At 34.6% G+C, this 23,776-nt stretch carries 18 protein-coding genes; 13 read left to right on the forward strand and 5 right to left on the reverse strand.

Annotation, left to right across the window (positions count from 1 at the left end):
* Nucleotides 1-12 precede the first annotated feature (12 nt).
* The gene (locus tag QRY57_RS03750) at nt 13-792 is read left to right on the forward strand and encodes a nucleotidyltransferase domain-containing protein (protein WP_286016686.1); all 780 of its coding nucleotides are present in this window, start codon (nt 13-15) and stop codon (nt 790-792) included.
* Between the two features lie 186 nt (nt 793-978).
* Here QRY57_RS03750 and QRY57_RS03755 read toward each other — a convergent pair whose 3' ends face one another.
* A complete protein-coding gene (locus QRY57_RS03755) occupies nt 979-2,505 on the reverse strand; it encodes an FAD-dependent oxidoreductase (protein ID WP_286016687.1) in 1,527 nt (508 codons plus the stop codon).
* 597 nt (nt 2,506-3,102) lie between these two features.
* Between QRY57_RS03755 and desB the strand changes: the two genes are divergently transcribed.
* Nucleotides 3,103-4,188, forward strand: coding sequence for a Delta(10) desaturase DesB (desB, locus tag QRY57_RS03760; RefSeq protein ID WP_026592579.1), 1,086 nt, complete (start codon nt 3,103-3,105; stop codon nt 4,186-4,188).
* 161 nt (nt 4,189-4,349) lie between these two features.
* Here desB and QRY57_RS03765 read toward each other — a convergent pair whose 3' ends face one another.
* The 4 genes from QRY57_RS03765 to QRY57_RS03780 all read right to left on the reverse strand — a co-directional run bounded on the left by QRY57_RS03765 (nt 4,350) and on the right by QRY57_RS03780 (nt 8,325).
* Nucleotides 4,350-5,042, reverse strand: a complete 693-nt coding sequence (locus tag QRY57_RS03765) for an amino acid ABC transporter permease (RefSeq protein ID WP_286016688.1) — start codon at nt 5,040-5,042, stop codon at nt 4,350-4,352.
* Nucleotides 5,043-5,157: 115 nt separating this feature from the next.
* The gene (locus QRY57_RS03770) at nt 5,158-5,943 is read right to left on the reverse strand and encodes an ABC transporter substrate-binding protein (RefSeq protein ID WP_026592577.1); all 786 of its coding nucleotides are present in this window, start codon (nt 5,941-5,943) and stop codon (nt 5,158-5,160) included.
* Nucleotides 5,944-6,090: 147 nt separating this feature from the next.
* Nucleotides 6,091-6,813 carry an amino acid ABC transporter ATP-binding protein gene (locus QRY57_RS03775; protein ID WP_286016689.1) on the reverse strand — a complete coding sequence of 241 codons (723 nt, stop codon included), beginning with the start codon at nt 6,811-6,813 and terminating at the stop codon, nt 6,091-6,093.
* Nucleotides 6,814-6,990: 177 nt separating this feature from the next.
* A complete protein-coding gene (locus QRY57_RS03780; protein WP_286016690.1) occupies nt 6,991-8,325 on the reverse strand; it encodes an FAD-binding oxidoreductase in 1,335 nt (444 codons plus the stop codon).
* Nucleotides 8,326-8,653: 328 nt separating this feature from the next.
* Between QRY57_RS03780 and argR the strand changes: the two genes are divergently transcribed.
* The 11 genes from argR (at nt 8,654) to QRY57_RS03835 (ending at nt 23,736) form a co-directional block, all read left to right on the forward strand.
* Nucleotides 8,654-9,103 carry an arginine repressor gene (gene argR, locus QRY57_RS03785; protein WP_286016691.1) on the forward strand — a complete coding sequence of 150 codons (450 nt, stop codon included), beginning with the start codon at nt 8,654-8,656 and terminating at the stop codon, nt 9,101-9,103.
* 276 nt (nt 9,104-9,379) lie between these two features.
* Nucleotides 9,380-10,612, forward strand: coding sequence for an arginine deiminase (gene arcA / locus QRY57_RS03790; protein WP_286016692.1), 1,233 nt, complete (start codon nt 9,380-9,382; stop codon nt 10,610-10,612).
* Between the two features lie 30 nt (nt 10,613-10,642).
* A complete protein-coding gene (argF, locus tag QRY57_RS03795) occupies nt 10,643-11,641 on the forward strand; it encodes an ornithine carbamoyltransferase (RefSeq protein WP_090692504.1) in 999 nt (332 codons plus the stop codon).
* Between the two features lie 103 nt (nt 11,642-11,744).
* Entirely contained in the window at nt 11,745-13,160 is a 1,416-nt protein-coding gene (gene arcD, locus QRY57_RS03800) for an arginine-ornithine antiporter (RefSeq protein ID WP_208018626.1), read from the forward strand.
* A gap of 37 nt (nt 13,161-13,197) precedes the next feature.
* Nucleotides 13,198-14,160, forward strand: a complete 963-nt coding sequence (gene arcC, locus QRY57_RS03805) for a carbamate kinase (RefSeq protein WP_026592570.1) — start codon at nt 13,198-13,200, stop codon at nt 14,158-14,160.
* 203 nt (nt 14,161-14,363) lie between these two features.
* Nucleotides 14,364-15,053: a Crp/Fnr family transcriptional regulator gene (locus tag QRY57_RS03810; RefSeq protein ID WP_026592569.1), complete on the forward strand. Its 690-nt coding sequence runs from the start codon at nt 14,364-14,366 to the stop codon at nt 15,051-15,053.
* Nucleotides 15,054-15,255: 202 nt separating this feature from the next.
* A complete protein-coding gene (locus QRY57_RS03815) occupies nt 15,256-15,939 on the forward strand; it encodes an ABC transporter permease (RefSeq protein WP_090692496.1) in 684 nt (227 codons plus the stop codon).
* A gap of 327 nt (nt 15,940-16,266) precedes the next feature.
* Nucleotides 16,267-17,931, forward strand: coding sequence for a glycoside hydrolase family 13 protein (locus QRY57_RS03820; protein WP_026592567.1), 1,665 nt, complete (start codon nt 16,267-16,269; stop codon nt 17,929-17,931).
* 189 nt (nt 17,932-18,120) lie between these two features.
* On the forward strand, nt 18,121-19,758 hold the full coding sequence (locus QRY57_RS03825) for a PTS transporter subunit IIBC (protein WP_026592566.1): 1,638 nt from the start codon (nt 18,121-18,123) through the stop codon (nt 19,756-19,758).
* 3 nt (nt 19,759-19,761) lie between these two features.
* The gene (locus QRY57_RS03830) at nt 19,762-20,553 is read left to right on the forward strand and encodes an endonuclease/exonuclease/phosphatase family protein (RefSeq protein WP_286016693.1); all 792 of its coding nucleotides are present in this window, start codon (nt 19,762-19,764) and stop codon (nt 20,551-20,553) included.
* A 309-nt stretch (nt 20,554-20,862) separates the two neighbouring features.
* Nucleotides 20,863-23,736: a YhgE/Pip domain-containing protein gene (locus tag QRY57_RS03835; protein WP_286016694.1), complete on the forward strand. Its 2,874-nt coding sequence runs from the start codon at nt 20,863-20,865 to the stop codon at nt 23,734-23,736.
* Nucleotides 23,737-23,776 lie beyond the last annotated feature (40 nt).

Consider the following 23,776-nt stretch of genomic DNA (forward strand, 5'->3'; position numbering starts at 1 on the left):
AGGGTGATACATATGAGAGATAAAATTCAATTGGAATTAGAGAAAATCGAGAAAGAGAACGATGTGAACATTTTATTTGCAGTAGAATCTGGAAGCCGGGCATGGGGATTTCCGTCGAAAGATAGTGATTATGATGTTAGATTTGTATATATTCATCAAGTAGATTGGTATTTATCTATTAATGAGAAGCGTGATGTCATTGAATATCCAATTAGTGATGCATTGGATATAAGTGGCTGGGATATTCGAAAAGCCTTGCAGCTATTTGCAAAATCAAATCCTGCATTATTAGAGTGGATCCGTTCGCCAATCTTTTACTCTAAGAACTCGGATCTTCCAGAACGTTTACAAAAAATAAGCGAAGATGATTTTGATCCAAAGGCAACAATGTATCATTACTTACATATGGCTTCAAAAAACTATCGTGAATTTCTACAAGAAGAGAGTGTGAAGTTAAAAAAATACTTCTATGTATTACGTCCTATTTTAGCTTGCAAATGGTTAGAAGAGAAAGGGACATTGCCGCCTGTAGAGTTTGAGAAGTTAATGAATAAACTGGCGTTAAAACAAAATCTTCTAGCTGAGATTAATGATTTACTAATAAAGAAAAAAAGTGGTGTCGAGCTGGATGCTGGCCCGAAAATTACATTATTAAATGAATTTTTGGAGGAGCAGATTTCTTATTATCAAGAATATGTAAAAGAAATTGAAAAAGGAAAGGGCATTGAAGTTGAGAAGTTGAATGATTTATTTAGGGATATATTATTTAAGAGGGGAACAGAGCACCGATAATTTGGTGTGTTGCTTTTTTAGATGATATGTCAAAACAAAGTGAGAGCTAGAGAATTAGGTAGGAGATAAACTCTCTGTAAATCCCCACTGATGTACGTTTCGCTTAAATAAGTGTACTTACATAATAAATTGACTCATACAAAAAGAAACGTTTTTCTGTATGAGTCAATTTTAGCTTACAGGAATTTATTCTCCATCAACCCGTTTTAATGGCTTATCCGCAGGCCCTTCAATCACATCTCCTTCAATTGAAAAACGTGATCCGTGACAAGGACAATCCCACGTACAATCACCGCCGTTCCATTCTACTTCACAGCCAAGGTGTGTACATGTCGTATCAACAATATGTAGTTTTCCTTCATCATCTTTATAAGCACCTGCCCGTTTTCCGTTTACTCTTACAACGGCACCCTCGCCATTTTCAAGGTCTTCTGGTTTACGCAAAGCAAACTCTAGCTTGCCTTCAATTAAATGTTTTGCCACATCAAGATTTTGAGAAACAAATGTTTTTATATCTGAATCTGCATGGAATCGTGATGGAGCAAAGAGTTCTTTGTAGGGACTATCCGTTTTTGTAATCGAGGCTTTTAATAGCTGCGCTGCAGCGGTTCCCGTTGTCATCCCCCATTTCCGATAGCCTGTTGCAACAAATATGTTTGGATTCCTTTCATTGATATGCCCAATGTAAGGAAGTTTATCTAGAGTAATTAAGTCTTGTGTGGACCATCTATAAGGAATTTCATCTATTCCAAATGTTTCTTCTGCGAAAGAGTACAGTGCTTCATAATGAAGCATTGTATTGATTCCTTGTCCTGTTTTATGGCTTTCACCACCAACAAGAATAAGTTTTTCTCCATTCATTGTTGTGTAGCGTAAGGAGCGTGTAGGGTTGTCTATGCTTAAATACATGCCTCCGGGATAATCTTTTTTCGCTTTGATTGCTAGAACATAGGAACGCTCTGCATACATTCTTGCGAAGAAAAAGCTGTTCGCATCATAGAAAGGAAAATGGGAACAGGAAACGACATATCCACATGTAATGCGATGACCATCTTTTGTAATGACTTGTGGATAGAAACCTTTTTCGATATCAATTGCAGTGGTTTGTTCATAGATTGTTCCACCTGCTTCAATAAACTGTTCTACTAGATTTTTTAAATAATGAAGAGGATGGAATTGTGCTTGGTTTTTCATAACAAGTGCCGCCTGAACTGAGATCGGAAGTGGAATGGACTCTACATAGTCACAAGGAATATTTAGCTTTTTATAAGCTTCGTATTCTTTTGTTAATTTCCGTAATCCGTCATTGCAGTTTGTATATAAGTAGGCATCTTCTTCAGTAAAATCACAGTCAATGTTATTTGTTTTAACTGTTTCTTTTATAAATTGTAATGCTTTTTCATTTGCCTCATAGTATAGGCGAGCTTGATCAGCCCCCAAATGATGAATTAGCTCATCATAAATGAGATCGTGTTGTGCTGTAATCTTTGCGGTCGTATGGCCTGTCGTTCCATTTAAAATATTTCCAGAATCGATTAAAACAACTTTCAAGCCCTCTTTTGCAAGTAAATAAGCAGTTGTGATACCTGTAATTCCAGCGCCGATAATCGCGACTTCTGTTTTTATATTTTCGGATAACTTGGGGAAAATAGGGAGTGAAGTAGAGTCACGCCAATATGGCTCTGGAAATTTGGGAAATGAATGGTTTGTCATCGTATGATCCTCCTGTTTTAAAATAATGTACTACTTAATTTTTCCAACTTTTATCAAATTCATGTAGATTACTTTTACTTCAGAAGAAGGGATACTGTACAGTTAAGAATAAGTTTTAAATATTTGTAAAACAAAAATATTATTTTGATATAATTTAAAATGTGTGTTTTGTCATAAAGATATTTTAAATGATGGCCAATTTTATAAAGGATTATTTATGCTCACATATAAGCTACTCTTGTATGAAGCTGATTTTCGTATATGTGAAAGTATTTATATATATAATGGATAAAAGCTTATGAAATCTATGTTTTTCCTTTGGTGAAATAAAATATTATTATGAAAATACAACCACATTTTATTACTAGGTCATAAAAGTTATTGACAATACAGAAAGTCTATTGATATGATTCATCATGTGGAAAGGTTGATAAAGAGTAAAAAGAGAAATGTTTTTCATTGATAATAAAAGCGAAAATGAGTGAGTATGATTTGCTTATTATAAATGCTTTTTGTAATTACCTAGTGTTATCAATCTGGAAACAAGAATTGATTTATGCAAGTTGCGTAAGCGCGGCATAAGAAAGGGGCAAAAGGATGAAGGAGCTTCATACGTTTGGATGGTATGCAGCGCGTGTATCGCCGCATTTGCCAAAAAAAGCATTTAAACCAGTTCCAACTCGTTTATTTGGTGGACTGGCTTATTTACTTGTGGCGGTAGCTGGGTTAATAACGATTGGTTTATTTGACTTGAATGTGTGGGCAAATCTTGGGATTGCAATTGTTCTCGGATTATGTTTTGCCTCACTTGGATTTTTAGGACATGAAATTTTGCACGGAACGGTTGTAAGAAAAGCATGGCTTCGTGATTTTTTAGGGGCAATTGCATTTATGCCATTGTCTACAGGGCCGAAACTATGGAGAAAGTGGCATAATGCGACGCACCATGTGCATACACAACATGAGGAACATGACCCGGATGCGTGGCCAACACTTGAAAAGATGAAGAAGAGTAAATTTTTAAGATGGGTGTATCGTATGCCACTTCATGTACGTTCTTTCTTCAGTTTTCTGTCACTAACAATTCAATTTACAATACATTCAACTCGTATGTTCTTTCATTTTATAAAAGAGTTTAAGTCATCGAATCAGAAGTCTGTATGGCTTCAACTTGTCTTGCCGTGGACGGTTTGGATTAGCTTATTATTTATTATGGGGCCTGCGAAGTGGTTATTTGCATACGTGATTCCATTATTAATTGCAAACTTTATTGTAATGGCATATATTGCAACAAATCACCGCTTAAATCCAATTGTTCCTGTAAATGATCCATTAGCTAACTGTTTATCTGTAACAGTGCCGCGCTGGGTTGATGTTTTGCATTTTAATTTCTCATATCATACGGAACATCATTTGTTCCCTGCTATGAGTTCAAAGTATTACCCATTAGTAAAAGAAAAAATTAAAGAAATGTGGCCGGAGCGTTATCATGAAATGCCGATGACGAAAGCATTAGCAGCGCTTTGGAACACACCTCGTGTATATTATCAAGGCAGTGAATTAGTTGACCCTCATAAAGAACATTTCTATGGTTCTTTAGGGAATGGGTTAGATCCTGATAATATTTCATATCGTGAGGAGCATATAGACGAGCAGGAAACTATTAAAAAAGTGAATCCATGATTGTGGAGTAGATTATTTAGAACCCTTTAACTATAAAAAAGCAAACTACCTAAAAAGTAGTTTGCTTTTTATTTTGTATTTTGCCATGTTTTTTTGTATGTAATAGTAACTTTTCATGCATTTTTTCAATCTAATAGATGAAAGATTTTTTGCGGTTTTTCCTATAAAGAGAGTGCTTTTTCTTTCTTTTTATTTACGTGCAAAGAATTACTTTGTTTACGTTGAAGCCTTTTTTCTAAGAGGTTTACGAGATAGGTAAATAAAAGTACGAGTGCAAGATAATAGATACCAACAACAATATATGTTTCTAATTGTTGAAAATTACCAGCTGCTATAGAGAGACCAGAGCCCCATAATTCTGACATACCTACATAGGCAACAAGTGAAGAATCCTTTAACCCAATAATAAATTGGTTTCCTAGGGGCGGAATAGAGAGCCGGAATGCTTGTGGTAAGATAATGCGCCGCATAGCAAGTGGATAAGACATTCCAAGGGAACGGGCAGCTTCTAATTGTCCACGATCGACGGATTGAATAGATCCACGAAAAATTTCTGTAATATATGCTCCATTATGAATAGCTAAAGCGATTGCCCCCGCCCAAAAAGGGGTGAAGACAATGATAGATGTAATCCCGAAGTAAAGAATAGCAATTTGTACGATTAAAGGTGTACCACGGATAATAGCAATATAAACATGTGCAATACTATTTAATACTTTATTATTAGAGATACGAAAGAAGGCAAATAGTAGTCCGATTAATGAACCGAGTAGTAAGGAAGTTAACGTTAATTGTAATGTTATACCAACAGCCTTTAAAAGTGTTGGATACGTAGATATGAAAATTTCAAACATTAGAGTCACCTCAATATAGAATTTATTTTAAGGAATAGATGTGAATGCCCCACGGCTGAGGTGGGGCATCGCTTATGAATGAAAAATGATTTGTTTTTTAGAAGGGCACATCCTTTTATTTTGTTTTTTCCTCTTCTCCAAGAATATTTTTTCCAAACCATTTTTTACTGATTTTTTCATATGTGCCATCTTTAATAATTTCCTCCAACGCTTTGTTTACTTTCTTCACCATTTCTTTATCGTCTTTACGAATTGCAATTCCCATTTCCTCAAGATTTAATGGTTTGCCAGCTTCTTTTATATTTGATTTTCCCTCTTTTATCATACGAAGACCAACCATTTGATCCGTAATAACAGCATCTACTCGGCCTGGTTCTAAATCCATAAGAGCTGTAATGTCACTGTCGTATTCAGTGATTTGATCTGTATGTTTTTCCACAAGTGTTTTAAATGTACTAGCTTTTACAACACCGATTTTTTTTCCTTTTAAGTCTTCTACTGAAGAAATGGAATTGTTCTTTTTAGCTACGAAAATTTGTGCACCAGAGCGATAGTATGGATTCGTAAAATTAACGGCTTTTAGGCGGTCTTCTGTAATTGCCATACTTCCTAATATGACGTCATATTTTTTTGCTTTTAGACCTTGAATTAATGTTTCCCAAGGATTTGTCACTGGAACAGGCTTCATTCCCATCTTCTTTGCGAGTGCCTCACCAATTTCGACATCAAAGCCAACTAGTTTTCCGTCATTTTCTTTGAAATTAAAAGGTTTATATAAACCGCTCATTGCATAACGAAATTCGTTCCCTTCATTTGTTGAAGTTTCCTTACTACAGGCTCCAAGTATGAAAGAGACACATAGTGTAATTGTTGCAAAAACAGTAAGTATTTTCTTTTTCATCAAAACCCCTCCTATATATTTATCCTGCACATACGGGTTGCATCGCCGTATTCGTATTTTATATAGAAAGTTTCTAAGGGTGGGGTAATTTAGGCTACCCGTATGAGTTTTAATGCTTTAAGTATTCGTTGGGAGCGAAGTCCATCTCTATAAAATGTTTCGTAAAAACTGTTTTGCTCTCTCGTTTGACGGTGCTGAAAAAAATTGTTCTGGTAGTGCATCCTCTACAATTTGTCCATCATCCATGAAAATGACGCGATCTGCTACATCTCGTGCAAAGTTCATTTCATGGGTGACGATTACCATTGTCATTCCTTCACCAGCCAGCTCTTTCATAACTTGGAGTACTTCTCCAACAAGTTCAGGATCAAGAGCTGATGTAGGCTCATCAAATAGCATGATTTTTGGATTCATTGCAAGTGCGCGTGCGATTGCAATACGTTGCTTTTGTCCACCAGATAGAAGGTGAGGTGTTACGTTTGCTTTGTCTTGTAATCCGACCTTTTTTAAAAGGTCATTACCAATCTCTTTTGCTTTTGTTTTGTCTATTTTTTTCACATGAATAGGTGCTTCTATGATGTTTTCTAATGAGGTCATATGTGGAAAGAGGTTAAAATGTTGAAATACCATTCCAACATTTTCGCGGACTTTGTTTAAATTTGTACTTTTGGGATCGATTCGTTCACCTTGTAAATGAATCGATCCTTCATCGTACATTTCTAAAAAGTTGAGGCAACGAAGTAAAGTACTTTTTCCTGAACCGCTTGCGCCAATTAAAACAACAACTTCTTTTTCTTTTACTTCTAAATCAATTCCTTTTAAAACGTCTAATGAGCCAAATGATTTTACTAGATTTTGAACTTGAATCATACCAATCCCCCAGTCAAATTTGTATTTTACAAATGTTGTCTCTTATTTTTGTTATTAGTCATAAAGTGCCAAAACCCTTTATTTTTTGCGAAAAACATTGTCTGAGGGACGTGGAATTAGGAAGAGAATTACTCCTAGTAAGGTGATAAAAAGAGGTTGAAAATAAAAATGTGTGTTTTATTTGTGGAAGGGAGGGATACTTTGTGGGAATCGAAAAACATTACAAGGGTCGTATACTGTTTTTATTTTACGTAACCTTGTAAAGTTGGTGCCATAGTAAGTGTTTTGCCAATCTGTAATATCAATATCAGGCCAATTGACATAATCACCTAATGTATAAGGTGCCATAGCATTTCGTAAATTTTTAATCCAACGTATATTTTGTTGTTCCTCATTGTCGCATTTCCAAGAAGTAAGGTATTCTTGAGCAATAATTGCCTTTCGATGGAAATAAGCTGTTTCACTAGGAGCAATGTCTTCTACAGTTCCTATCAGTGATTGATGCCAAACGCTGGTTGAAGGGTTTGGGGCATGACTAAGAAAATGTTTTAGAACTTGAATACCTTTAAGTGGAATCGTCTTATATACATAAGAACCAGAACGTTTGAATTTTTCTGGGATGTTACCACTATTAAAGAATTCAACTGCTTGTATATAAGGGACTTCTTCTATGAACAGAGAAGGGGTTCCAGCTTGTAATAAAGGTGCCAATAAATCGAGGAGTTCAGAAGGATGACCAACATATTCCCCTTGCACTTTAATTTTATTTCTCTGTTTAGAAAATAATTCAATAGATGAAGTAAGACGCTCGTCTATATAAGGTGCCCAGTTTTGCCAAGCTTGAAATGCGGTAATAAAGTCTTTCCATTCCCAAGTGAGTGAAAAAATAGAGACGTTTTGAATAGGATGAACACGAAATGTTAAAGATGTAACAATTCCGAAGTTCCCACCGCCACCACCGCGGCATGCCCAAAATAAATCAGCGTTTTCTCTTTCGCTGGCACGAATAGATTTCGCTCCAGATTTACCGACTGCTTGCACCATTTCTATTTCTAGTAGTTGATCACAAGTTAATCCAAATAAACGTGATAACATACCAATGCCACCGCCAAGTGTTAATCCAACAATTCCAACGCTAGCACTGGTGCCGGCTGGTAATGTGACGCCATATTTCCACAGCTCTTTATAAACAGCACCAAGATTCGCTCCAGCTCCAATGGTTGCTGTCAAGCTGTCTTGCTGGACTATAATTCGATTCATTTCACTTACATCAATAATAAGTCCACGATTCAAAAGAGAAAAATTTTCATAGCTATGGCGACCACTTCGTATACGAAATGGTATATGACGTTCACGGGCCCACTTCAAGGCATTGCATACATCTTGAGTATTTTGACAGAAGACAATTATGCAGGGGAGTTTTGGAATACTTAAATTTAAGTTTATGCGGGCTACATCATACTCAGGATCTTCTGGAGTTACAATGCGCCCTGTTAATTTTGTTTTTGTCATTATATTGTTCCTTTCCATATAAGATTGGTTTTTACTATTGTATGAGAAAGCTTGTTTAGGAGTGTTTACACTATAGATAGAAAATAAATATTATGAAGGCAATACAATCATTGGTGCTGGTCATTCGTATGCAGATATATTTGCTATTGTAGAGGAAGCGCAACGAAAAGGTGTACATACTGGGTTTTGTATCTTTATATTCTAGAAAATAATACTTTGGATAAAGATTAAAAACTATGAACGTTTCCGCAACATTTACCCTTGTCTCTTTCGAATGGAAATTATAGCAAGATATAATAAAGTTATAATATTTGAAAGGGTGTCTTTTATGAAAAAGGAAAAAAGACAACGGCTAATAAAACAATTGGTAAGAGAGTATGAAATAGATACACAAGAGAGATTAGTAGAATTATTAGAAGAGCATGGTGTGTTAGTTACACAGGCCACTATTTCGCGAGATATTCGTGAATTAAATTTAATAAAGGCAACTTCTTCAAACGGTTTAACTATATATAAGGTTTTCTCAGAGGATAATTTACAAACTGATACGAAGTTAAAGAAAAAGTTAAGAGAAGTTGTCGTAAAGATTGATTATGTAGATCAATTAACGGTTATTAAAACGTTACCTGGTAATGCTCACGTTATCGGTGCCTTATTAGATTCTTTAGATTGGAAAGAAAAAGTAGGATGTATATGTGGAAATGATACATGCCTTGTAATTTCTCAATCAGAATCGGATAGGAAAGTTTTAGAAGAAAGGTTGAAATTAATTATGTAGGTGAAAGTCCTGTTTCTAATTGTTACTAGAAACAGGACTTTTTTTAGGATTTTAATATAAATTAGGGAAATCGATATTCACTATATATGCGTAATATATAGCTGTTTTACAAAATAGGGAGCGAAAAACCTTATAAAAATACAAATATATATTATTTTAAAAAATAACTTGTGAAATATTTAACTTGATAGTGTTAGCGTTTTCACAAAGAGGGAAGCACGTACCGTTTATTATGTACTTGTAGACATCAAACAAATTTAAAAGGAGGTACAACAAATGAAACATCCGATACATGTTACTTCAGAAATTGGGGAATTACAAACGGTTTTATTAAAACGTCCAGGTAAAGAAGTGGAAAACTTAACGCCAGATTATTTGCAACAATTATTATTTGACGATATCCCATATTTACCAATTATTCAAAAAGAACATGATTATTTTGCACAAACATTACGCAATCGGGGTGTTGAAGTTCTTTATTTAGAAAAACTAGCAGCTGAGGCGTTAGTTGATAAAAAACTTCGTGAAGAATTTGTTGATCGTATTTTAAAAGAAGGACAGGCTGACGTAAATGTTGCACATCAAACTTTAAAAGAATATTTACTTTCCTTTTCAAATGAAGAATTGATTCAGAAAATTATGGGGGGCGTACGTAAAAACGAAATTGAAACTAGTAAAAAAACGCACCTGTATGAATTAATGGAAGATCATTATCCATTTTATTTAGATCCAATGCCAAATTTATATTTTACTCGTGACCCAGCAGCTAGTATAGGTGACGGTTTAACAATTAACAAAATGAGAGAACCAGCACGGAGACGTGAATCATTGTTTATGGAATATATCATTAAACATCATCCACGATTTGCAAGTCATGATGTGCCAGTTTGGTTAGATCGTGATTATAAGTTTCCAATTGAAGGCGGCGACGAGCTCATCTTAAATGAGGAAACAATTGCAATTGGAGTATCTGCTCGTACTTCAGCTAAAGCAATTGAGCGTTTAGCTAAGAATTTATTTAGCCGTCAAAATAAAATTAAGAAAGTGCTAGCAATAGAAATCCCAAAATGTCGTGCATTTATGCATTTAGATACAGTATTTACAATGGTCGATTATGATAAATTTACAATTCACCCAGCTATCCAAGGACCAAAAGGAAATATGAATATATATATTTTAGAAAAAGGACAGGATGAAGAAACTCTTAAAATTACACATCGTACATCTTTAACTGAAGCGTTAAAAGAAGTGTTAGGTTTAAGTGAATTAGTACTTATCCCTTGCGGAGGAGGAGATGTGATTGCTTCTGCTCGTGAACAATGGAACGATGGATCTAATACATTGGCGATTGCGCCGGGAGTAGTTGTTACATATGATCGCAACTATGTATCAAATGCTTTATTACGTGAACATGGTATAGAAGTTATTGAAGTATTAAGTTCGGAATTATCACGCGGTCGTGGGGGTCCACGTTGCATGAGTATGCCGATTGTTCGAAAAGACATTTAGTATAAATAACGGAGAAAGTAGGGATGAATCATGTTGATGACTAAACCAAACTTAAAAGGAAGAAGTTTTCTTGCGGAAAAAGATTTTACAGAGGAAGAAATGTTATATTTTCTAGATTTAGCAGCAGAATTAAAAGAGAAAAAGAAAAATGGTATTCCGCATCGTTATTTAGAAGGTAAAAATGTAGCCCTTTTATTTGAAAAAACTTCCACTCGTACACGGTGTGCATTTACGGTGGCATGTACGGATTTAGGGGCAAATCCTGAATACCTAGGTAAAAATGATATTCAGCTTGGGAAGAAAGAATCAGTTGAAGATACAGCAAAAGTTTTAGGACGTATGTTTGACGGAATTGAGTTCCGTGGTTTCGCTCATGCAACAGTGGAATCTTTAGCTGAAAACTCCGGTGTACCTGTATGGAACGGTTTAACAGATATGTGGCATCCAACCCAAACACTTGCAGATTTGTTAACAATTAAAGAGCATGTCGGACGTTTAAAAGATGTTAAGCTTGTATACGTTGGAGACGGACGGAACAACGTAGCAAATAGCTTGTTAGTTGGCGGAGCGATTGTAGGGATGAACGTATGTATTTGTACGCCAGAATCATTATTCCCAGCACAAGAAATAATCGATACAGCTAAAAAATATAATGATCAAGTTATGGTAACAAGTAATGTAGATGAAGCCGTTGCCGGTGCAGACGTAATTTATACAGATGTATGGGTATCAATGGGAGAAGAAGACAAATTTGCTGAACGTATTGAACTATTGGCACCTTATCAAGTAAATATGGAGATGATTAGAAAGACTGGAAATGATAATGTGATGTTCTTACATTGTTTACCTGCATTCCATGATGTAGAAACAGCGTATGGGGAAGATATATATGAAAAATATGGATTAAAAGAAATGGAGGTAAGTGACGAAGTATTCCGCAGTAAGCATTCAAAAGTATTTGATCAAGCAGAAAATAGAATGCATACAATTAAAGCGGTTATGGCTGCTACTCTAGGAAATATGGAGTAAAGAAGGAAGGAGATCTTCCTTCCTTCCTTCCTTCTTTACTCCTTTAGACACTATCATTCACTATTGAGTTTATTCTTATTGCAATTAAAGAGAGGTGAGTGTAATGGGTGAAGAAAAGAAATTAGGATTATTTACTTTAACAGCTCTTGTTGTTGGTTCCATGATAGGTGGTGGGGCATTTAACTTAGCAAGCGATATGGCAAAAGGTGCTGGCTCCGGGGCTATTATTATCGGTTGGGTGATAACGGGAATCGGGATGATTGCTCTTGGATTATCATTTCAAAATTTAACGGTAAAAAGACCAGATTTAGATGGCGGTATCTTTAGTTATGCAAAAGCAGGATTTGGTAATTTTATGGGATTCAATAGTGCGTGGGGGTATTGGCTGTCTGCTTGGCTTGGTAATGTAGCTTACGGTACATTGCTATTTTCTTCACTTGGATATTTTTTTCCGGTTTTTGAAGGTGGACAAAATGTAGCATCGATTATCGGAGCGAGCGTATTGCTATGGTGTGTTCACATGCTAATTTTACGCGGTGTACAATCAGCAGCACTAGTAAATTTAGTCACAACAATTGCAAAATTAGTGCCTGTATTTGTATTTATTGTGGTGGGTATTTTCGCTTTTCATATTGATATTTTCTTAGATGGATTTTGGGGCCAAGCAGGTTCTTTTTCTTGGGGAGCGGTAGGAAGCCAAGTTAAGAGTACAATGCTTGTAACTCTTTGGGTATTTATCGGTGTAGAAGGGGCTGTTGTCTTATCCAGTCGTGCTAAAAGCCGAAGTGATGTTGGGAAAGCAACTGTTATCGGATTAATTGGCACACTTATCATTTATATTTTACTTACATTATTATCACTTGGACTTATGCAACAAGCAGATGTTGCGAATCTAAAAAACCCAGCTATGGCGTATTTATTTGAAAGTGTTGTCGGAAAATGGGGCGCTATCTTTATTAACTTAGGTTTAGTTATTTCTGTATTAGGTGCTTGGCTAGGATGGACTTTACTTGCATCTGAAATTCCGTATTTAGCTGCTAAAGACGGAGTGTTTCCAAAGTGGTTTGCGAAAGAAAATAAAAACAAAGCTCCTGTAAATTCATTATGGATAACAAATGGCTTAATTCAAGTTTTCTTATTAACATTTGTTGTTTCAGATCAAGCATATAACTTTGCATTTTCTCTTGCTTCCTCGGCTATTTTAATTCCTTATGCTTTGTCAGCATTCTATCAATTTAAGTATAGTTTACAATCTGAAGAAAAAGATCGAACAAAAAATATAATCATTGGTTTGGTGGCAAGTATTTATGGAGTTTGGTTAGTGTATGCAGCGGGTTTAGATTATTTATTACTAACAATGACATTATATGCGCCAGGTATTTTCATCTTTTACAATGTTCAAAAGCAAACGAATCCAAAACAAATATTTACTCGTGTGGAACTGGCATCTTCTGTAGCTATTGGTGCCTTAGCATTTTTTGCGATTTACGGATTGATTACAGGAAGTATTACTTTATAAACTTTTGTGAAAATGAAATCAATTGGAGGGTTGAAATATGACACGAAGAAAAATTGTAGTTGCACTAGGGGGAAATGCTATACAATCTGGAAAGGCTACTGCTGAGGCGCAGCAAGAAGCGTTAGAAAGAACGGCAGAGCAACTCGTTAAAATTATGGAAAACGATGTGGATGTTGTTATTGCACATGGCAATGGTCCGCAAGTAGGTAACATTTTATTGCAACAAAAAGCTGCCGATACAGAAAAAACACCGGCAATGCCGTTAGATACTTGTGGTGCTATGAGCCAAGGAATGATTGGGTATTGGATGGAAAATGCAATTGAGAAGGCTTTGAAAAAGCGTAAAATAAAGAAAGAGGTAGCAACGGTTATAACACGTGTTGTCGTGGATGAAAAGGATGAAGCTTTTCAAAATCCTACAAAGCCAATTGGGCCTTTCTATACAGAAGAAGAAGCGAGAAAGTTAATGGAAGAAACAAAAGCTGTATTTAAAGAGGATGCAGGAAGGGGCTGGAGACGAGTTGTTCCATCACCAAAGCCTGTGAGTATTCATGAGCATAAAATAATCAATTCATTAGTAGAAGATAGAAATATAGTCATTGCTGTTGGAGGTGGCGGAATCCCAGTTATTGACTCTGAGGAAGGTTTAACAGGTACTGAAGCTGTTATTGATAAAGACTTTGCAGCTCAAAAGTTAGCAGAATTAGTAGATGCTGATACGCTAGTCATTTTAACTGCAGTTGATTATGTTTATGTGAATTTTAATCAACCTGATCAAAAGAGATTAGAGGCTGTTACAGTTGATGAATTAGAAGGATATATACAGGATCATCAATTTGCAGCAGGTAGTATGCTCCCAAAAATTGAAGCTGCTATAAACTTTGCTAATACAGATCCAAAACGAAAAACAATTATTACTTCTTTAGAAAAGGTATATGAAGCATTAGAAGAAAAGGCAGGTACTATTATTTCTAATCAGGATGCATGTGTGTGTGTATAAATATAGCTCTTTCATTACTAGTAAGTAAAAAAGAATGGAGTTAATAACTTCATTCTTTTTTACTTATGAGTAATTTTTTGATAACTAATGTTCATAAAGTATTCATGATAAGATCAAGATATATAGGTTAACCATGATAAAATAAACTTGAATGCGCTTTCCTGACGTTTCACTCCAACATATAGCAAGAGAGAGGGAGTTCTATGAATAGACGGAATGTAGTTAAAGATCTAAAGCAGTTTGAATTATTTTCGCATGTAACAGAAAAAAAATTGAAAGGCCTAACAGAGTTTGTTTATTGGCGAACTTATAAGAAAGGTCAATTTTTATTTTTAGAAGGTGATTCAAGAGAAAGAATTTATTTCATGCTAGATGGTTTTGTAAAGTTAGAGCGAGTGAATCAAAGCGGGAATTTATTATATGAAGACTATGTAAAACGACTTTCTATTTTTCCTTATGGTGGTATGTTTACTGATGAGAGATATAATTATACAGCTGAAGCAATGACAGATGTAGAAGTATATTATATTCCTACAGTGATTTTTGAAGATATGATGAAGTCAAGCAGAACACAGCTCATGTATGTTGTTCAGCAGTTATCTTCTATATTAACAATTAACGAAAATCGTGTGCAAAATATTACAATCCCCAATGCACAAGATCGCGTCATTCAGACATTAAATTATTTAATGAACGATTTAGGTGAGCAGAATGGTCAAGAGATTGTAATTTCATGCCCGCTCACGACAATTGAAATTTCCAAAATATCTGGAACTTCTCGAGAGACTGTGAGTAGCGTATTAAAACAGTTAAAGAATGATAGTATTGTTACGGTTTTAGGTAAAAAAATTACAATACATGATCCAACTTATTTTGAGGAAATTTCGATGTGAAAACTGCATAATAAATAGTAGATAAGAGAAGTATTATTAAAATAGTAAAATTACATATTAATTCTCTTATTCGTATTATATATTAATAAAGTTCTTTATATATTTATAAGGAACTTTTTTATGTTATTCCCTATAAAAAGATTGTATATTCTGATAATTTTAGCTAAAATCGATAATAAAAAACAAGGGGAAGGGAGAAAGAATGATTCGGATTGAATACGATCGATTAGTAGCTATTTTTTATAGTATTGGAGTATTACTATTAATAAAAATACCAAACGACAATGAATTAATCGGGGAAAAACTATTTCATACATATGGAATTCCAGTAGATACATATATTTATATGGGGTATAAGATTTCGAATATCTGGATTTGTTCTTTAGTATTACAAGTAATTTCTTTTCTATTTCTTATAAAGTGGTTAGAAAAGAATGATTCGAATTGGTTAAAGAAGCTTAATAAAATAAAAGTAGTGTGCATAAGTAGTTTGATTATAATGATGCCATTTACTTTAAATAAAGTACTTCAAACCCTTGATAAAACATGGCACTATACAGGAAAAAAAGGACTAGAGGCAATTGAATATAAAAAAGAAGATAGTCAATGTAAGATGGAAAAAAAGGGAGAGCATTTTAAGCAAAATTGCGTCGTCACTTTAAAAAATTATCGTAATCATTCACAATCGCTACAACTAGTTCTATATCAAGATGAAAACAAGAAAGTGAAAAGTTATCAAGTACCAACACCTGTTTATTTACAGCGCCATGAAACAAAGAAAGTTGAATTTCAAATTCCAGTTGGCAATGGGGAGACTGTATTAGAAAATAAAGTACCAAATATCGAATTGCAGTTATTGAATGAAAATCATAAGATATATAATTAGCTTAGTATAACAAGGGAATTGTTGGGAGAAATAATTAAAAATGAAAGAGATAAGAAAACTTTAATCATCCAAAATGTTACGGGAAATCGGACATAAATTGGATGATTTTTTATTTGTGCTTATATTCATGAGAAAGGAGGGTTAAAAATTTGGAGCAGTATAAAAAATGTGTAAGGTCAATCAGAAGAGAGTATTGTTTCTTAATGAAAAGTAGATATTTAATAATAAGATAAAAATTCTCGTTGCAAACTCCTCATATTTTGTTATGATAGTGTTACGAAAACGTTTGCATAAATTTCCGAAGGGATGCAAAAGGAGAGAACTATTATGAATAAAACATGGTGGAAAGAAGCTGTTGCTTATCAAATTTATCCACGTAGCTTTATGGATTCTAACGGTGACGGTATTGGAGATTTACAAGGCATTATTGCAAAGCTTGATTATTTAAAGGATTTAGGAATAGATGTAATTTGGATTTGTCCAATGTATAAATCACCGAATGATGACAATGGTTATGATATTAGCGATTATCAAGACATTATGGATGAGTTTGGTACAATGGCTGATTTTGATGAATTACTAGATGAAGTGCATAAACGTGATATGAAGCTTATTATTGATTTAGTGATTAACCATACGAGTGATGAACATCCGTGGTTTGTTGAATCACGTTCTTCTAAAGATAATCCAAAACGTGATTGGTATATTTGGCGTGATGGTAAGGATGGAGAAGAGCCGAATAACTGGGAAAGTATTTTTAGTGGTTCTGCTTGGGAATATGATGAAGTAACGGATCAATATTTCTTACACATATTCTCACGTAAACAACCAGATTTAAACTGGGAGAATGCAGAAGTCCGTGAAACCTTATATGATACTGTAAACTGGTGGTTAGATAAAGGAATTGATGGTTTCCGTGTAGATGCAATCAGTCATATCAAAAAAGAAGAAGGTCTAAAAGACATGCCAAATCCAAAAGGCTTAAAGTATGTTCCTTCTTTTGATAAACATATGAATGTAAATGGAATTCAGCCACTTTTAGAAGAACTTAAGGAAAATACATTTTCAAAATACGATATTATGACTGTTGGGGAAGCCAATGGTGTCAAAATTGAAGATGCAGACCTTTGGGTTGGAGAAGAGAATGGTAAATTCAATATGGTATTTCAGTTTGAGCATTTAAGTTTATGGGATGCAGAAAAGAAAAAAGAACTTGATGTTGTGGAACTGAAAAAGGTGTTAACAAAGTGGCAAAAAGGATTAGAGAATAAAGGGTGGAATGCACTTTATATTGAGAACCATGATAAACCGCGTATAGTCTCCACATGGGGAAATGATAAACAGTATTGGCGTGAAAGTGCAACGGCTTTAGGAGCAATGTACTTCTTTATGCATGGAACACCATTCATTTATCAAGGTCAAGAAATTGGTATGACAAACGTTCAGTTCCCGAATATTGAAGATTATGATGATGTAGCAATTAAGAATTTATACCGCGAGAAAATTGCTGAAGGTGTACCTCATCAAGAGATGATGGAAATCATTTGGGCGTCTTGTCGTGATAATTCACGTACACCAATGCAATGGAATAATGAAGAAAACGCTGGTTTTACAACTGGTACACCGTGGTTTGGAATGAATCCAAATTATAAAGAAATTAATGTTCAAAAACAGCAAGTAGAGGCTAATTCTATTTTTAATTTCTATAAAAAGATGATTGCACTTAAAAAAGAGCATGATGTATTTAATTATGGAACATATGATTTAATCTTAGAGGACGATTCACAAATTTATGCGTATACGCGTACGTTAAATGATGAGAAAGTTATTGTAATTAGTAATATATCTAAAGAGAACGCGGTGTATAATGAGGATTCATTCGCACTAGAACGCAAACGTTTGCTCTTAAATAACTATGAAGTAACGGAACATAACAAATGTACTACAATTACTTTAAAACCTTATGAAACAAGGGTTTATCGTATTTCTTGATAAAAAAAGATGCTCTCGTAGCATCTTTTTTTATGAAAAATAATAAATTTATATTGCAATGTGAAAACGCTTTTATTAAAATAGGTTTATGAAAACGTTTGCGTTAAAAAAGAGGTATCGTTTTCATAAAAAAAGAAATTATTATCTATATCATTAGGGATTTTATAAATAAGAGGGAGGAAGAAACAGATGAAAATTACGTCTTTTGATTTTTGGCAAAAGTTCGGGAAAGCATTGCTAGTTGTTGTAGCTGTTATGCCAGCTGCTGGTCTAATGATTTCCATCGGTAAGCTAATTGGCATGTCTGCTGGGGATGTAAATGCAGTACATACAATTGCTAGAGTAATGGAAGACATCGGTTGGGCAATTATTACAAACTTGCATATTTTATTCGCAGTAGCAATTGGGGGATCCTGGGCGAAAGATCGGGCAGGTGGTGCATTTGCAGCGCTATTAGCATTCGTCTTAACAAACCGAATTACAGGAGCTATATTCGGTGTGAACGCTGAAATGTTAGCGGATTCAAAAGCGAAAGTTTCTTCATTATTAGCAGGGGATTTAATTGTAAAAGATTATTTCACTTCTGTACTTGGTGCACCAGCATTAAATATGGGAGTATTCGTAGGGATTATTACAGGGTTCTTAGGGGCTACCTTATACAATAAATATTATAACTATAATAAATTACCACAAGCGTTAGCATTCTTTAATGGAAAACGATTTGTACCATTCGTTGTAATTGTTTGGTCTACAATTACTGCTATTGTTTTATCACTTTTATGGCCATTCATCCAAAGTGGATTAAACGAATTTGGTCGTTGGATTGCGGCATCAAAAGACAGTGCACCAGTTGTTGCACCGTTCGTATATGGTACATTAGAGCGTTTGTTATTACCATTTGGATTACATCATATGTTAACGATTCCGATGAACTATACAGAGCTTGGCGGAACGTATACGATGTTAACTGGAGCAAAAGTTGGTCAGGTTGTAGCAGGACAAGATCCGTTATGGCTTGCATGGATTACTGATTTGAATAATTTATTAGCAAATGGTGACACAAAAGCGTATAACGATTTATTAAATAATGTTGTTCCAGCTCGCTTCAAAGTTGGGCAAGTGATTGGTTCAACTGCATCATTAATCGGTATTGCGTTTGCAATGTTCCGTAATGTTGATAAAGATAAACGTGCAAAATATAAACCAATGTTTTTATCAGCTGCATTAGCAGTATTTTTAACAGGTGTAACGGAACCTATTGAATTTATGTTCATGTTTATTGCACCGGTATTATATATTGTATATGCAATTACAACAGGACTTGCATTTGCATTAGCAGATCTTATTAACTTACGTGTTCATGCGTTTGGATTTATTGAATTGATTACACGTACACCAATGATGGTTAACGCAGGATTAACAAGAGACTTAATTAACTTTGTAGTTGTCTCAGCAGTATTCTTCGGTTTAAACTTTACATTATTCAATTTCTTAATCAAGAAATTCAATTTACCAACACCGGGTCGTGCAGGTAACTATATTGATAACGAGGATGAATCAGAAGAAAGCACAACGAATGTAAAAGAAGGCTCATTAGCAACAAAGGTTATTGATTTGTTAGGTGGGAAAGATAATATCGCTGATGTAGATGCTTGTATGACACGTCTGCGTGTAACAGTAAAAAATCTAGATGTAGTTGCACCAGAGGCACAGTGGAAGCAAAACGGAGCTTTGGGACTTATTGTAAAAGACAAAGGTGTTCAAGCAGTATACGGTCCGAAAGCTGATGTGTTGAAATCAGACATTCAGGATATGTTAGGTGCATAATAAATGAAATTACTTACTTTAAACTGTCATTCTTGGCAAGAAGAGAATCAAATAGAGAAAATAAGACATCTCGCTAAAACGATTCAAGAAGAAGATTACGATGTTATTGCCTTGCAAGAGGTCAGCCAGTCTATAAAAGCTCAAAATGTATGCCGTAATAAGAAAAAGGATAACTACGGCCTTGTATTACTTGCAGAGCTTGAGAAGTTAGGCTTAAGAAATTACAATATCGTTTGGGATTTCTCGCATATTGGTTATGACATATATGAAGAAGGTTTAGCTATCATCACGAAACATCCGATTGTGAAGCAAAATTCTTTCTTTATATCAGAAAGTAAGGATATCTCTTATTGGAAAGCACGGAAAATTGTTAGTGTAACAATCTCTTATAAAGGGAAGAATATAACATTGTATTCTTGTCACCTCGGCTGGTGGAATGATGAAGAAGAGCCGTTTCAAGACCAAGTAGATTGTTTAATCAAGAATGTGAATGGAAATGAACTTTCATTCTTAATGGGTGATTTTAATAATAATGCTCGTTTGCAAGGTGAAGGATATGATTACCTTATGCAAAAAGGGTTTTATGACACATATGAGTTAGCTTTGAAAAAAGATGAAGGAACAACTGTACAAGGGAAAATTGCTGGTTGGGATGAAAATAAGCAGAACTTACGAATTGATCTTATTTTAAGCAACAAACCAACAACAGTTCTTTCTTCAAAAGTTATTTTCAATGGTGTAAATCGAAATGTTATTTCAGACCATTTTGGAGTAGAAGTTCAGTTGGATATATAATATAGAAGGAATCCTCATGGCCATGTAAGCGCTGTGAGGATTTTTTTTTTCTGCAAATACAAGTATTTCCAAGATAAAATACTTGTATTTCTTATGACATTTCCTATATATTTGTTATTACTGAATGTAAAACCGATTTGGTCATTTTGTATGAATACTTTATCGGTTTCGTTATATAATGAAGTAAGTAAAAGATTTTTGGAAAATAGTACATTTTCTTTTAATCGACAACGAGGAAAATGATATAATTGCAAAATGCATGCATCATTTTCTAAAGAAGGAAAAATATATAATTAGGTGATAGCTTATATGAAACAGATATGGCGTATTTATACGACGGACTTACGGAATGTAGCCAAACATTGGGCTGCGATTGTAATTGTAATAGGGCTTATGATTTTACCATCTTTATATGCATGGTTTAACATTAAAGCTTCATGGGACCCATATGGGAACACGAAAGAGATCCCGATTGCAGTTTCTAACCAAGATGTTGGATCAAACCTACGAGGAAAAGATATTAACATCGGGAAAGAAATTATAGATTCACTTAAGAAAGACAAGAATTTTGGTTGGAAATTTGTTGATGAAAAGCAAGCGATTTATGGAGTAGAGCGTGGAGACTATTATGCAAGCATTACGATTCCAAAAGATTTCTCTGAAAAAATTACAACAGTCATTAGCGATAATCCACAAAAACCAGAGCTGAACTATTTTGTAAATGAAAAGGTTAATGCCATTGCACCGAAAATTACGGCAAAAGGTGCATCAGGTATAGCAGAAGAAATCAGTAAAAACTTTGTTAAAACAGCAAATGGTGAGATTTTTAAAATCTTCAATGATCTTGGAATCGATTTAGAAACAAACTTACCAAGTATTGAAAAAGTAAAAGATCTTGTGTTTAAGCTAGAAGCACAATTCCCGGAAATGTATACACTTGTGAATACGGCATTAGATGATGCTGGTAGAGCGCAAGACCTTGTGAAAGTTGCGCAAGAGGATTTACCGGTTGTGGAAAGTGTGATTAATGATGGACAGGAAACATTGAAAAGTTTAGATGAATTTTTCGCACGAAATGATGAGACTTTAAAGAACGCACCAGGAACAATTAAGAGAGATTTAACGGTTCTACAAAAAGGCATGGATGATGCAGCGGCCATAACTGACTTTTTAATGGGTCCAGGAGTTAACTTAGATGTTCCTAATTTTTCTCAGTTGCCTAAACTTCCTGAGTTTCCGGCAATGCCACAACTTCCAGAGTTGAATACTGAGGGATATAAAAATATTGCGAGAAATATTAATCAAACTGTGAACACTGTGTTGAACTCCGCACGCACAGGAACTGCATATGCACAAAGTGTGATGGATGGGTTACAAAATGGAAGCATTGATCCGGAAATAGCAAAGAAAAATATCACAACTGTTTCTAATAATTTTCAAACGCATATAGATAATCTTTCTTCAATTATTACTATGATGTCTACACTTCAGCAGAATGCAACAACTGATTTCGGTAAGAAGTTTTTTGGGGATAGAGTAGCACATTTAACAGCTATTAGAGATGGTCAACAAGACTTGAACAATCGATTTAAACATCTTAATGACCTAATTAGTACAGGTCAAGAAGTAAAACAAGATGTGAGAGATGGAATTAATCAAAAGCTAAATGCAGTAAATGGTTTAATTGATCAAGCTGAAAAAGATTATAACGAAACATTTGTAGCAGATTATCAAAAAGCAGTTAGCACTGGTGACCAAATTAAAAATCAAGCAACTAATACAATAAATGAAACATATGAAAAGACAAAGAACGAATATAATAAGGTAAGAGATGGTATTGAAGGTTTAAAATCTGACGCTCAAAAAGCAATGGAAGACCTACAAAATAAAGGTATTAATGGGTTAGATTCAACAAAAGTAGCTTTAAATAGCTTAAACGGTCAATTCCAAGCAGCTTCAAATATGATTGGTGACATGATACCTGTCTTAGAGAATGCCAACAAAGTTTTAGCTGATGTAAATAGCGATAAAAACTTTAATGATCAAATTGCGAAGCTGAAAAAAGCTAAAAGTGGTTTACAAAAAGGCATGGAGTTAACTGATAAAGGAATTGACGCTATTAATAAAGGACAACAACCAGCAAAAGATGTAATCCAAAGTATTAATGAAGTATCGAAAAATGTTTCAGCTGAATTAGGTGACATTTTAGCAAAATACGATTCCGAAATCGTGCCGAACTTCAATGCAGCAATCGCTCGTACAAAAGAGATGTCGAAAAATACATCTAAAATTTTGAACGATACAGATAAAAAGCTTCCAGATGTTAAAAAACTGCTAGAAGATTCATCAAAAGGCTTAGTAGAAGGTACAAAGAAAGTGGAAGATATTAAGGCAGAAATGCCAGCTGCTGAGAAGAAAATTAAAGAATTAGCAGATAAGATTCGCCAATTTGAGTCGGAAGAGGATGTAAAAGATATCATCCGTTTATTGAAAAATGATGTTGAACAGCAAAGTGATTATTTTGCAAAACCAGTAAATTTAAAAGAAAATAAATTATTTGCGATGCCAAACTACGGTTCGGGGATGTCACCATTCTATACAGTGCTTGCATTATGGGTAGGGGCACTTTTAATGGTTTCATTATTAACAGTAGAAGTACATGAGCCAGACGCAAATTATAAGAGTCATGAGATTTACTTTGGACGTTTCTTAACGTTCTTAACGATAGGTCTTGCACAGGCATTTATTGTAGCGATGGGAGATATTTTCTTACTTGGTACGTATGTAGTTGATAAGTTTTGGTTTGTTTTATTCAGCTTATTTATTGGTGGAGTCTTTGTTTGTATCGTGTATTCACTTGTTTCTGTTTTTGGAAACGTTGGGAAATCGATGGCAATCATTCTACTCGTACTACAGGTGGCTGGATCGGGTGGAACATTCCCAATTCAAATGCTTCCAAAATTCTTCCAAACAATTTATCCGTTCTTACCGTTCACATATGCAATTAGTGCAATTCGTGAAACAGTGGGTGGGATGCTTTGGGATATTGTGATAAGAGATCTTCTCGTATTGAGTGTCTTTGTGGTAATTATGCTTGTACTTGCACTCGTACTGAAAACACCGATTAATAAATCGAGTGAAAAATTCGTTGAGAATGCAAAAGGAAGTAAAATCATTCATTAAAAATAAGAGGTTCCTACTGAAAACGGTAGGAACCTTTTTG

Origin of the sequence: Bacillus arachidis, assembly GCF_030285945.1 — a bacterium.
In the GTDB taxonomy this organism is placed as follows: Bacteria; Bacillota; Bacilli; order Bacillales; family Bacillaceae_G; genus Bacillus_A; species Bacillus_A arachidis.

Excerpts from the sequence above, each read along its gene's own strand:
- QRY57_RS03780 (WP_286016690.1), bottom strand. The coding sequence starts at position 8,325 with ATGACAAAAACAAAATTAACAGGGCGCATTGTAACTCCAGAAGATCCT.
- QRY57_RS03830 (WP_286016693.1), top strand. The coding sequence starts at position 19,762 with ATGAAATTACTTACTTTAAACTGTCATTCTTGGCAAGAAGAGAATCAA.
- argF (WP_090692504.1), top strand. The coding sequence starts at position 10,643 with ATGTTGATGACTAAACCAAACTTAAAAGGAAGAAGTTTTCTTGCGGAA.
- desB (WP_026592579.1), top strand. The coding sequence starts at position 3,103 with ATGAAGGAGCTTCATACGTTTGGATGGTATGCAGCGCGTGTATCGCCG.
- QRY57_RS03835 (WP_286016694.1), top strand. The coding sequence starts at position 20,863 with ATGAAACAGATATGGCGTATTTATACGACGGACTTACGGAATGTAGCC.
- arcA (WP_286016692.1), top strand. The coding sequence starts at position 9,380 with ATGAAACATCCGATACATGTTACTTCAGAAATTGGGGAATTACAAACG.
- QRY57_RS03815 (WP_090692496.1), top strand. The coding sequence starts at position 15,256 with ATGATTCGGATTGAATACGATCGATTAGTAGCTATTTTTTATAGTATT.
- QRY57_RS03820 (WP_026592567.1), top strand. The coding sequence starts at position 16,267 with ATGAATAAAACATGGTGGAAAGAAGCTGTTGCTTATCAAATTTATCCA.
- QRY57_RS03825 (WP_026592566.1), top strand. The coding sequence starts at position 18,121 with ATGAAAATTACGTCTTTTGATTTTTGGCAAAAGTTCGGGAAAGCATTG.
- QRY57_RS03775 (WP_286016689.1), bottom strand. The coding sequence starts at position 6,813 with ATGATTCAAGTTCAAAATCTAGTAAAATCATTTGGCTCATTAGACGTT.
- QRY57_RS03750 (WP_286016686.1), top strand. The coding sequence starts at position 13 with ATGAGAGATAAAATTCAATTGGAATTAGAGAAAATCGAGAAAGAGAAC.
- QRY57_RS03770 (WP_026592577.1), bottom strand. The coding sequence starts at position 5,943 with ATGAAAAAGAAAATACTTACTGTTTTTGCAACAATTACACTATGTGTC.
- argR (WP_286016691.1), top strand. The coding sequence starts at position 8,654 with ATGAAAAAGGAAAAAAGACAACGGCTAATAAAACAATTGGTAAGAGAG.
- QRY57_RS03755 (WP_286016687.1), bottom strand. The coding sequence starts at position 2,505 with ATGACAAACCATTCATTTCCCAAATTTCCAGAGCCATATTGGCGTGAC.
- arcC (WP_026592570.1), top strand. The coding sequence starts at position 13,198 with ATGACACGAAGAAAAATTGTAGTTGCACTAGGGGGAAATGCTATACAA.
- QRY57_RS03810 (WP_026592569.1), top strand. The coding sequence starts at position 14,364 with ATGAATAGACGGAATGTAGTTAAAGATCTAAAGCAGTTTGAATTATTT.
- QRY57_RS03765 (WP_286016688.1), bottom strand. The coding sequence starts at position 5,042 with ATGTTTGAAATTTTCATATCTACGTATCCAACACTTTTAAAGGCTGTT.
- arcD (WP_208018626.1), top strand. The coding sequence starts at position 11,745 with ATGGGTGAAGAAAAGAAATTAGGATTATTTACTTTAACAGCTCTTGTT.